The sequence below is a fragment of the Pseudomonas sp. PA-4-8C genome (genome assembly GCF_021606625.1).
GTDB lineage: Bacteria > Pseudomonadota > Gammaproteobacteria > Pseudomonadales > Pseudomonadaceae > Aquipseudomonas > Aquipseudomonas lactis.
On sequence record NZ_WKCD01000156.1, the window covers coordinates 1 to 12,753 of the forward strand.

The 12,753-nt window shown below is 64.1% G+C and carries 3 protein-coding genes; 2 read left to right on the forward strand and 1 reads right to left on the reverse strand.

Features of this window, described 5'->3' with window-relative positions; genetic code table 11:
* Positions 1 to 2 precede the first annotated feature (2 nt).
* Positions 3 to 1,175 (forward strand): MFS transporter, encoded by a 1,173-nt coding sequence (locus GIW04_RS20085; protein ID WP_094774096.1) that lies wholly within the window; start codon positions 3 to 5, stop codon positions 1,173 to 1,175.
* Here the strand turns inward: GIW04_RS20085 and GIW04_RS20090 are convergent.
* A complete protein-coding gene (locus GIW04_RS20090) occupies positions 1,157 to 1,366 on the reverse strand; it encodes a hypothetical protein (protein ID WP_094774095.1) in 210 nt (69 codons plus the stop codon). The genes GIW04_RS20085 and GIW04_RS20090 overlap by 19 nt on opposite strands.
* 233 nt (positions 1,367 to 1,599) lie before the next feature.
* Between GIW04_RS20090 and GIW04_RS20095 the strand changes: the two genes are divergently transcribed.
* A partial coding sequence (locus GIW04_RS20095; RefSeq protein WP_236479150.1) for a non-ribosomal peptide synthase/polyketide synthase occupies positions 1,600 to 12,753 on the forward strand: 11,154 nt, incomplete at its 3' end.

The window sequence follows — 12,753 nt, forward strand, 5'->3', positions numbered from 1 at the left end:
GGATGGCAAACCCCTACGCCGAATTATTCCAAGTCCCCGGTGCCCGGGCCTTTGTACTCGCCGGCATGCTGGCACGCATGCCGATATCCATGACCGGCATCGGCCTGATCACCATGCTGTCCCAGGTGCATGGTGGCTATGGCCTGGCCGGTTCGGTGGCGGCGGTGTTTGCCCTGGCCACGGCGCTTTGCGCACCGCAAGTGTCGCGTTGGGTGGACCGCTACAGCCAGGGCAGGGTGCTGCCAATTGCCGCGCTGATCGGCGGCGGGGCGCTATTGATGTTGCTGCTGTGTACGCGGTTGCAGGCGCCGAATTGGACGCTGTTTCTGTTCGCCGCGCTGGCGGGCTGCATGCCCAATATGTCCGCTATGGTGCGGGCGCGCTGGACCGAGTTGTACCGTGGCCAGCCCAGGCTGCAAACCGCGTTTGCCCTGGAGTCGGTACTCGATGAGGTGTGCTTCATCATCGGCCCGCCTATTTCGGTGGGGTTGAGCGTGGCGGTGTTCCCAGAAGCCGGGCCCTTGGTGGCGGCGCTGTTGCTGGCGGTGGGCGTCACCACCTTTGTGCTGCAACGGCAAACCGAGCCACCGGTACACGCGCATCAGGGCGCGCACGGTCGCTGGCTGATTGCTTCGCCGTCGGTATTGATCCTGATGATTTTGCTGCTGGCCATGGGCGTGATCGTCGGCGTGGTGGATGTGGTCAGCGTGGCCTTCGCCCAGCATCAGGGCCAGCCGGCGGCGGCGAGTATCGTGCTGTCGGTGTATGCCATTGGTTCGTGCCTGGCCGGGTTGGCCTTCGGTGCCCTCAAGCTCAAGGCACCGTTGCCACGTCAGTTCCTGTACTGCGGCGTAGCCACGGCGTTGACCACCTTGCCCTTGCTGCTGGTGAGCAATATTCCCGGCTTGGCCGCTGCCATCTTTATCTCCGGGTTGTTCTTCGCGCCCACCTTGATTGTGTCGATGGCCATGGTGGAGCAGATCGTCCCGGCCAGCCGCCTGACCGAAGGCATGACCTGGCTGATCACCGGCCTGAGCATCGGCGTGGCCATTGGCGCTGCCAGTTCGGGGTGGATGATCGACCATTTTGGTGCCACCAGCGGGTTCTGGGTGGCGCTGGCAGCGGGGGCGGTGGTAGCGGGCTCGGCGGTATTGGGTTACCGGCGATTAGGGTAAAGGCTGGCCTTGCAGGTTTGGTTGAGCAGGTCATTCACGGCTTCGCGAAAGGCCACTTCCAGCGCGTGTTCGGTTTGGCCCTCATAACTCACCAGTGCGCTGATGCACAAAAGCCTGCCAAACAGGCAATTGTCGTCAGCGCTGTATTCAATTGAGCCGTTATAGCCTTTGTATTGCAGTTGGCGATTCATTGCGCTGATTTCCCTCGTGTAGACGTCTGGATAGCCTGACCTCGGCAAGCCTAGAGCGTAGGCATGGCTAACAATAGCGGTGGCGTACTGATTTTGCGTAGGACGCTTCCCGCCAGCCCGCATTCCCCGCGGGCAACCGCCTCCCATGCCCCCGCTAATTTTTCCCCGCCCGGTTCGTTTTATAGGGACGACGTGCCTTTGTGCTTCCCGCCTATTGCCCCGGATTCCAAGAAATGAATGCTGAAGACTCCTTGAAACTTGCTCGCCGGTTTATCGGGCTGCCCCTGGAAAAACGCCAATTGTTCCTGCAAGCCTTGCAGAAAGAAGGCGTGGATTTTTCAAGGTTTCCGATTCCGGCAGGGGTGGAGGTGGAGGACCGCCAGGCGCTGTCCTACGCACAGCAGCGCATGTGGTTTCTATGGCAGTTGGACCCGGCCAGTGGCGCCTACAATTTGCCCGGCGCGGTGCGTTTAAGTGGCGTGTTGAGCCTGCCAGCGCTGGAGCAAGCGTTCGCCAGCCTGGTGGCGCGTCACGAAACCCTGCGCACAGTGTTCCAGCGTCAGGCCGATGAGCGGCTGGCGCAGGTGGCGGTGGAGCCGTCGGTGGCCGTCGAGCACCTGGACTTCACCGCCTTGGCCTTTGATGCGCGGGAGCAGGCCGTCAACGCCGCCGCCACCCGTCAATCGCTGTTGCCGTTCGACCTGGAACATGGGCCACTGCTGCGCGTGCAACTGCTCAAGCTTGCCGAGCAGGAACACGTGCTGCTGCTGACCCTGCACCACATTGTCTCCGACGGTTGGTCGATGAATGTGCTGATCGACGAATTCATCCGTTGCTATGACGCCCACGAGCGCGACGAAGCGCCCCAACTGCCGGCGCTGCCCATCCAATACAGCGACTACGCCCTGTGGCAGCGCCGCTGGCTGGAAGCGGGCGAGCAGGCGCGCCAATTGGAATATTGGCAGGCCCGCCTGGGTGATGAGCATCCGGTGCTGGAACTGCCCACTGATCACCCACGCCCCGCGATGCCCAGCTACCAGGGCACACGGCATAACTTCGCGATTGAGCCGGCACTGGCCGCGCAACTGCGCAGCTGCGCGCAAAAACACAACGTCACCCTGTTCATGCTGCTGCTCGGTGCCTTCAATGTACTGCTGCACCGCTATACCGGCCAGGGCGACATTCGCGTCGGTGTGCCGATTGCCAATCGCAATCGCACCGAAGTCGAGGGCCTGATCGGTTTCTTCGTCAACACCCAGGTGTTGCGCACCGAACTGAGCGGGCAAACCCGGGTTGCCGAGTTGCTGCAAGGTATCAAGGAGCATGCCCTGGGCGCCCAGGCTCATCAGGAATTGCCCTTTGAACGTCTGGTGGAAGCGCTGAAAATCGAGCGCAGCCTGAGCCACACGCCGCTGTTTCAGGTGATGTATAACCATCAGCCGGTAGTCGCCGACATCGCCTCGGTCAGTACCGCATCGGGTCTGGAATTGGCCCTGGTGGAATGGCAAGGCCGTACCACCCAGTTCGACCTGACCCTGGACACCTATGAAAAGTCCGGCACCCTGCATGCCGCGCTGACCTACGCCAATGACTTGTTCGATACGCCCACCATCGAGCGCATGGCCCGGCACTGGACCCGCCTGCTGCAAGCTATGGTGCTCGATGGCGAACAGCGCATTGGCGAATTGCCCATGCTTGACGCGGCTGAACAGCAACGGTTGCTCCACACCTGGAACCACACCGCCGAGGCGTACCCGACCGAGCGCGGCATTCATCACCTGATCGAAGACCAGGCACGGCGCAGCCCCGATGCTCCGGCACTGGTGTTCGGTACCACCACCTTGACCTACGCCCAACTGGATGCGCGCGCCAACCAATTGGCCCATGCCCTGGGCGAGCAGGGCGTAGGGCCCGACGTATTGGTGGGTATCTGCATCGAGCGCTCCATCGAAATGGTGGTTGGCCTGCTGGCGATTCTCAAGGCCGGTGGCGCCTACGTGCCCCTCGACCCTGAGTACCCCCAGGAACGCCTGGCCTACATGATCGAAGACAGTGGCATTCAGTTGTTACTCAGCCAGCAGAGCCTGCTGGCGTCGCTGCCCGTCGCCGGTATCCAGGTGATTGCCCTGGACCAGCCGGCGCTATGGCTCGACGGATACAGCAGCGAATCGCCGAACGTGGCCCTGCATGCCCTGAACCTGGCCTATGTGATCTACACCTCGGGCTCCACCGGCAAGCCCAAAGGCGCTGGCAACAGCCATCGTGCGTTGGTCAACCGCTTGAGCTGGATGCAACAGGCGTATGGCCTGGGTGCCAATGACGCGGTCTTGCAGAAAACCCCATTCAGCTTTGATGTGTCGGTGTGGGAGTTCTTCTGGCCGCTGATGAGCGGCGCACGCCTGGTGGTCGCGGCGCCTGGCGAGCACCGTGAACCGGCGCGCCTGATTGACACCATTGGCCGGCACGCCATCACCACCTTGCACTTCGTGCCGTCGATGTTGCAGGCGTTTATCCATGAACCGGGCGTACAGGCGTGCGCGAGCCTCGCGCGCATTGTGTGCAGCGGCGAAGCCTTGCCCCTGGATGCGCAACAGCAAGTGTTCGCCAAGTTGCCCGCTGCGGAGCTGTACAACCTCTATGGCCCGACCGAGGCGGCCATCGACGTCACGCACTGGACCTGCATTGACGAAGGCGTCGACAGCGTGCCCATCGGCCGCCCCATCGCCAACCTCGGCACCTACGTGCTGGACGCACAACTCAACCCGGTGCCGGCTGGCGTCAGCGGCGAACTCTATCTCGGCGGCGTTGGCCTGGCGCGCAGTTACCACCGACGCCCGGCGCTGACCGCCGAACGTTTTGTGCCCAGCCCGTTCGTGATGGGCGAGCGCCTGTATCGCACCGGTGACCGCGTGCGCCAACGTGCCGATGGGGTGATCGAATACCTCGGCCGTCTCGATCATCAGGTCAAGTTGCGCGGCTTGCGTATCGAGCTGGGCGAAATCGAAGCACGCCTGATGCAGCATCCACACGTGCGCGAAGCCGTGGTACTGGTACATGGCGGCAAGCAGTTGGTCGCCTATCTGGTGCACCCAGGCGAGGCGCCAACGGACCTCAAGGCCTGGTTGCTCAGCAGCTTGCCGGAATACATGGTGCCGACGCATTTCATTGCGCTGCCCAAGCTGCCGGTGACCGCCAATGGCAAGCTCGATCGCAAGGCGTTGCCAGTGCCAGACGCGGCACTGCAACAGGCGTTTGTCGCCCCCCAAGGCGACCTGCAAACAGCCCTGGCTGCCATCTGGAGCGACGTACTGGGCGTTGAGGAGGTCGGCCAGGACGATAACTTCTTCGAGCTGGGCGGCGATTCGATCATCTCCATCCAAGTAGTCAGCCGCGCCCGTCAGGCCGGCATTCGCCTGAGCCCGCGTGACCTGTTCCAGTACCAGAGCATCCGCAGCCTGGCCCTGGTGGCGCGCTTTGAGCAGGTCAGCCTGATCGACCAGGGCCCGGTCAGCGGCGAGGTCATGCTGACGCCCGTGCAACACAGCTTTTTCGACCAGCCGATCCCGGCGCGGCATCACTGGAATCAATCCTTGTTGCTGGTGCCCGGCGAGGTGCTTGAGCCTGCACGGTTGGAGGCAGCGCTGGCGCGGTTGATCCAGCATCACGACGCCTTGCGCCTGCGTTTTGTGCAGCAGGCTGACGGCTGGCAGCAGAGCCATGCCGCCTACGTCAGCGAACCGCTGTTGTGGCAATGCCAGGCCAGCACCGACGCCGAACTGGCGGCGCTGTGTGATGAAGCCCAGCGCAGCCTTGACCTTGCCCAAGGCCCGCTGCTGCGCGCCGCGTTGGTGAATTTGGCCGATGGCAGCCAACGTGTGCTGCTGGTGATCCACCACCTGGTGGTGGATGGCGTGTCCTGGCGCATCCTGCTTGAAGACCTGCAACAGGCCTACCGCGACCAGGCGCTGCCGGCGAAAACCAGTGCCTACCAGCGCTGGGCGCAACAGTTGCACCGCCACGCGCAGTCCCTCGACCAGCAACTGCCGTACTGGCAAGCCCAATCCATCGACGCCGAGCTGCCGTGTGATCACCCCGAAGGCGGCTTGCAAAACCGCCTGGGTGCCAAGCTGGAAACACGCCTTGACGTCGAGCACACCCGCCGACTGCTGCAAGACGCGCCAGCGGCCTATCGCACCCAGGTCAACGACCTGCTGTTGACCGCCCTGGCGCGGGTGATCAGCCGTTGGAGCGAGCAACCTGCTGCGCTCATTCAATTGGAAGGTCATGGTCGGGAAGACCTGTTTGACGACATCGACCTGAGCCGCACCGTCGGCTGGTTCACCAGCCTGTACCCGGTGCGCCTGCACGCCGAAGGGGAACTGTCGGCGGCGATCAAGTCGGTGAAGGAGCAACTGCGCGCCGTGCCGAACAAAGGCATTGGCTACGGCCTGTTGCGTTACCTCGGCACGCCTGACACCCGCGAAGCGTTGTCGACCCTGACCGCGCCGCGCATCACGTTCAACTACCTGGGCCAGTTCGACCGCCAGTTCAATGACTCGGCACTGTTCGTGCCGGCCCGCCAGGGCAGTGGGCAGGCTCAGGATGCAGAGGCACCGCTGGCCAACTGGTTGACGGTGGAAGGGCAGGTGTATGGCGGTGAGCTGTCGCTTCAATGGGGCTTCAGTCGAGAGATGTTCGAGGCGGCAACTGTGCAACGTCTGGCGGATGAGTACGCAGCCGAACTCAATGCGCTGATCGAGCATTGCTGTGCCACGCCGGCAGGCCAGGTGAGCCCGTCGGATTTCCCGCTGGCACGCCTCACCCAGCAGCAACTGGATGCGTTGCCCGTGGCCGGGCCGGCGATTGCCGACCTTTATCCGCTGTCGCCGATGCAGCAAGGCATGCTGTTCCACACCCTGTTGGAACCCGAGGCCCAGGCCTACATCAACCAGTTGCGCCTCGACATCGAGGGCCTCGATGTGCTCGCTTTCGGGCGTGCCTGGCAGGCTGCACTGGATCGCCATGACATCCTGCGCAGCAGCTTCCATTGGCTGGGCCTGGACAGTGCTCATCAGCTGATCCAGCGCCAGGTCGACCTGCAACTGCAAGTGATCGAAGACCCAAACGCCGACTTCGACACCCTGGCCCACGCCGAACGCGAACGTGGTTTTGCCCTGAATGCCGCGCCGCTGTTTCGCCTGACGCTGGTGCGTGGTGCCGGTGCGGCCTGGAACTTTATCTTTACCAGCCACCACATCCTCATGGACGGCTGGAGTAACGCGCAGTTGCTCGCCGAGGTCATCGCGCATTATGCGGGGCAGGCAGTACCGGCGCCGCTCGGGCAGTTCCGCGATTACCTCGCCTGGCTGCAACAACAGTCCTCGGGCGAGGCGTTCTGGAAAACCGCCCTGGCGGCATTGCCGGCGCCGACTCTGCTGGCGCAAGCGCTGCGCACGCCGGTCGACGGGGTGGGCATGGCTGACCATCACGTGGCACTGGAGAGCAACTTTACCCGCCGCCTCGGCGAGTTCGCACGCCAGCACAAAGTCACCCTCAATACCCTGTTGCAAGGGGCTTGGAGCCTGTTGCTGCAACGCTACACCGGCCAGGACTGCGTCGCCTTCGGTGCCACGGTGGCCGGGCGTTCCGCGCCGCTGCCGGGGATCGAGCAGCAACTGGGCCTGTTCATCAACACCTTGCCGATCATCAGCGCAGCCTCGCCAGCCCAGTCGGCTGCGACTTGGCTCAGCGAACTGCAAGTGCTCAACCTCAGCCTGCGCGACCATGAACATGTGCCGCTCTACGACATCCAGGGCTGGGCCGGCCAGCAAGGCGCGCTGTTCGACACCTTGCTGGTGTTCGAGAACTTCCCGGTCGCCGAGGCGCTCAAGCAAGGCGCGCCGGCCGGCCTGACCTTCGGTCGCCTGCACAACCATGAGCGCACGCACTATCCATTAACCCTGGGCATCGAACTGGGCGCCAGCCTGCGCCTGGAGTTCAGCTATGACCGTGCCCAGTTCAGCGAGGCGCAAGTGGCGCAGTTGAGCGCCAACCTGCAACACCTGCTGGCGCAATTGCTCGCAGACGCTCACATGCCGCTGGGCAACCTGCGCCTTCTCGACGCCCCTGCGCAACAGCAGATGCTCGCGCTGAGCCGCTCAGCCGCAGCGCCACAGGCCAACGAGCGCGTGCATCAGCGTATAGCCGCCCAGGCCGGGGCGACGCCGGACGCCCTGGCTGTGCAGGCCGGTGACGCCAGCGTGAGCTACGCCCAGTTGAACCAGCGCGCCAACCGCCTGGCCCATCGCCTGTTGGCGCTGGGTGTCGGCCCCGGCCAACGGGTGGGCCTGGCTTCGCGGCGTGGCCCGCAGTTGATCGTCAGCCTGCTGGCAGTGCTCAAAAGCGGGGCGGCCTACGTACCGCTGGACCCTAAATACCCGGCGGAGCGTTTGGCCTACATGCTCGCCGACAGCCGCCTGGACCTGCTGCTCAGCGAAACCGGCTTGCTCGCCGACTTGCCTTTGCCCCGCGGCCTGACCCGCGTGGATTTCAGCGCCTGTGGCGAGGAGCTCACCGGCTACCCGACGACCAATCCGCCTAATCACGCAGCGGCGGCTGACCTGGCCTACGTGATCTACACCTCTGGCTCCACCGGCCAGCCCAAGGGTGTGGCCATCGACCATGCCGCCCTCGGCCAGTTCTGCGACAGCGCCACGCTGTACAGCCGACTGAGCGCCGAGGACCGCGTGTTGCAGTTTGCGACCTTCAGTTTCGATGGTTTTGTCGAACAGTGCTTCCCGCCCCTGTGTGCGGGCGCGGCGTTGATCATGCGTGGCGATAAACTCTGGGACGCCGGGCAACTGGCGCGAGAAATCGTTGAGCAGGGCGTGACTCTGGCCGATTTGCCCGCCGCCTACTGGTACCTGTTGGCGCAGGAATGCGCCGAGCACCGTCGCTCCCTGGGCAAGCTGCGCCAGGTGCATGTGGGTGGTGAAGCCATGTCAGTGGAAGGCGTGCGTGCGTGGTACGCCGCGGGCTTGGGCAATGTGCGCCTGGTCAACACCTACGGGCCCACCGAAGCCACGGTTGTGTCCAGTGTGCATGAGTGCCAATTGGCCGATGCCAACGACGCCTACGGCGTGCCAATCGGGCAGGCGATTGCCGGGCGCGCGCTGTATGTACTCGACAACGGTTTCGAACTGTTGGCCATCGATGGCGTGGGCGAGCTGTGCATTGGCGCCGAGGTTGGCTTGGCGCAACGCTACTTCGACCGCCCGGCGCTGACCGCCGAGCGCTTCTTGCCGGACCCGTTTTCCGCCACGCCCGGTGCGCGGCTTTATCGCAGTGGCGACCTGGCCCGGTACAACCCGGCGGGTGCGCTGGAGTACGTCGGGCGTATCGACCATCAAGTGAAGATTCGTGGCCTGCGTATCGAAATGGGCGAAATCGAAGCCAGCCTGCAAGCCTTGCCCAATGTGCGCGAAGCCGCCGTGCTTGCGCAGCCGAGCGCGACCGGCGTGCAGTTGGTGGCGTACGTGGTGCCCGCCGAAGGCCAAGCGCTGGCGACCCAGGCACTGGCAGCGCGCTTGCGCCAGACATTGCCGGACTACATGGTGCCGGGCCATTGGGTGGCCCTTGATGCCTTGCCGTTGAACCACAACGGCAAGCTCGACCGCCGTGCACTGCCCACACCCGACCTGAACCAGGCCAGCACCACCTACGTGGCGCCGCAGAGTCCATTGCAAATCCAGTTGGCGGCGATCTGGCAAGCAGTGTTGCAGGTCGAGCAGGTTGGCCTGGAAGATCACTTCTTCGAACGCGGCGGCCACTCTTTGTTGGCTACCCAAGTGATCTCCCGGGTGCGCCACGACCTCAAGCTGGAAGTGCCGTTGCGGGCGCTGTTCGAACAGCCGACGCTGGCAGCCTTTGCTGCGGCGTGCGCAGGCGTGCAGGTCGATACGGCGCCCGTGATCCAGGCAGTTGGCCGTGACCAGCCACTGGCGTTGTCATTTGCTCAGGAACGGCAGTGGTTTCTCTGGCAATTGGATCCCACCAGCGCGGCCTATCATGTGCCCACCGCTTTGCACCTGCGCGGTGAACTCGACATCGCGGCGCTGGAGCGCGCCGTCGAGGCCCTGGTGCAGCGCCATGAACCGCTGCGCACCACCTTTGTGGAGTCGGGCGAGCACACTGTGCAAGTCATCCACCCAAGCCTGGCAGTGCCGGTTGAGCAACAAAAGGTCGACGCCGGCACTATCGAGCAGGCTGTCATCGAAGAGATCCAGCGCCCGTTCGACCTGCGCAACGGCCCGCTGATGCGCGTCAAGTTGCTGATCGTCGCGCCTGATCACCATGTGCTGGTTATCACCCAGCACCACATCATCTCTGACGGCTGGTCGATGCAAGTGATGATCGACGAGTGGGTGGCGCTGTACCAAGGCGACGCTGGCTTGCCGGCCTTGCCGATCCAGTACGCCGACTACGCCCAGTGGCAGCGCGACTGGATGGCGGCTGGGGAACAACAACGCCAGCTCGATTACTGGTGCGCTCGTCTGGGTCACGAACATTCGCTGCTGGACCTGCCCCTCGACCATCCGCGCCCCGCAGTGCAGAGCCATCGTGGCGCGCGCCGCCAGATTCATCTGGAACGTGTGCTGTTGACTGAACTCAAGGCCCTGGCCCAGCGTCAGGACGTGACGCTGTTCATGCTGTTGCTGGCCTCGTTCCAGACCTTGCTGCACCGCTACAGCGGCCAGTCGCAGGTGCGTGTCGGCGTGCCGGTCGCCAACCGTAATCGCTTCGAAACCGAACGACTGCTGGGCTTTTTCATCAACACCCAGGTGCTGCAAGCTGACGTGCACGGACAGATGCCGTTCGACCAGTTGCTGGCCCAGGTCAAGCTGCGTGCCCTGGAGGCGCAGGCCCATCAGGACCTGCCGTTCGAGCAGCTTGTGCAAGTGTTGCAGCCCGAGCGCAGCCTGAGCCATAACCCGCTGTTCCAAGTGATGTTCAACCATCAGGACAGCCTGCGTTCAGCCCCGGTGCAATTGCCCGGCCTGGCTTTGCAGCCAGTGGATTGGGCCGGTCACAGCACGCAGTTCGACCTGAACCTGGAAACCGAGGAATCGGTGGACGGTCTCTGGGCCTCGCTGACTTACGCCACGGATCTGTTTGACGCGGCGACCGCGGAACGCCTGGCCGAGCATTGGCAAAACCTGCTGCGCGCGGTCCTGCAGGATGCCTCGGTGGCCTTGGACGACCTGGCGATGCTCAGCCCGTCGCAATCGCAGCAAATGGTGCACGACTGGAACCGCAGCGACACCGACTACCCACGCGAACGCTGCGTACACCAGTTGTTTGAGGCCCAGGCCGCGGCGCAACCCGACGCCATCGCGCTGCACTTCAATGACGAGCACCTGAGCTACGGCGAACTCAACCGTCGCGCCAATCGGCTGGCCCATCGTCTGATCGACATGGGCGTCGGCCCGGACGTGCTGGTGGCAGTACACGTGGAGCGTTCCTTGGACATGGTGGTTGGCTTGCTCGCGACCCTCAAGGCCGGTGGCGCCTATGTGCCGCTCGACCCACAATTCCCGGCAGAGCGCCTGGCCTACATGCTTGAAGACAGCCGCGCCCGGGTATTGCTGACGCAACCGCACCTGCTGGGGCACCTGGCGCAGCCGCACGGCGTGCAGGTGCTGATGGTGGAGGAGGCCGGCACAGCGCAGCACAATCCCCAGGTTGCCGTGACACCGGAGCATCTGGCCTACGTGATCTACACCTCTGGCTCCACTGGCAAGCCCAAAGGGGTGATGGTTCGTCACAAGGCGCTGTGCAGCTTCACCAGCGCCATGGCCGGCACGTTGAGTATCGGCCAGGATGCGCGGCTGTTGTCGCTGACCACCTTCTCGTTCGACATTTTCGCCCTGGAGCTGTATGTGCCGCTGAGTGTCGGCGGTACCGTGTTGCTGAGCGCCCAGGCAATGGCCCTCGACCCGGAGGCGATCCTCGATCTGGCCCAGCGCCAGGCGGCGAATGTGTTGCAAGCCACGCCCTCGACCTGGCGCATGTTGCTCGACAGCCCACGGGCTCATTCACTGCGTGGCATCGCCTGCCTGTGCGGTGGCGAAGCGCTGCCCGTCGATTTGGCCCAGCGCATGCTCGACCTGCAAGGCCCGCTGTGGAACCTCTATGGCCCTACGGAAACCACCATCTGGTCGGCGGCTCATCGTTTGCACCAGGCATTGCCGTTCGTTGGACGGCCCATCGCCAATACCGGCTTGTTCATTCTCAATGCCGGTCTCACGTCATGCCCCCAAGGTGTGTCCGGTGAGCTGCTGATCGGTGGTGTCGGCCTGGCGCGCGGTTACCACGGGCAGCCGGCGCTGACCGCCGAACGCTTCGTGCCCAACCCGTTTGGGGCTCCGGGCGAACGCCTGTACCGTACCGGCGACCTGGCACGCTATCAGGCGGACGGCGTGGTGGAATACATCGGCCGTGTCGACCATCAGGTCAAGGTCCGGGGTTTCCGTATCGAGCTGGGTGAAATCGAAGCCTGCCTGCGTGAGTTCGACGGCGTACGTGAAGCCGTGGTGCTGGCCGATAACGACCGGCTGATCGCTTACCTGGTCAGCACCGCGCCGCAGGCGCCGCAGGAGTATAAAGCCGCGCTGCGCGCGCGTCTGCCGGACTACATGGTGCCAGCGCAGTGGCTGTTCCTCGACAGCCTGCCGCTGACCCCCAACGGCAAGCTCGATCGCAAGGCACTGCCCAAACCGGATGCCAGTCTGTCGCTCAAGGGCCATGTGGCGCCCGTCACCCCGCGTGAGCAGCAGGTGGCGGCGATCTGGGCCGAGGTACTGGAGTTGCCCCAGGTGGGCCTCGATGATCATTTCTTCGAGTTGGGTGGGCATTCATTGCTGGCCACGCGGGTGGTGTCACGGGTGCGTCAAGCCCTGGGGCTGGAAGTCCCACTCAAGGCCTTGTTCGAACAGCCGCTGCTGGGTGATTTCGTGCGGGCCTTGGGCGAGGAGGGCGTCACCGCGCCTACGCTGATCAAGGCCGACCGCACGCAACCTCTGCCGCTGTCTTATGCCCAGGAGCGCCAATGGTTCCTTTGGCAACTGGACCCGGCCGGCGCCGCGTATCACATCCCCAGCGCCTTGCGTTTGCAGGGGCCGTTGGACCTGACCGCGCTGCAAGAGAGCTTTGATAGCTTGCTGGCTCGCCATGAAAGCCTGCGCACGTATTTCCGTCAGGACGCCACCGGCGCGGTTCAAGTCATTGACGCCCAGGGCCGGGTCGATATCGAGCAGGTCGACAGCGACTATGCCGGCCTCAAGGCGCGGGTTGCGCAGGGGGTCGCCCAGCCTTTCGACCTGCGGCGG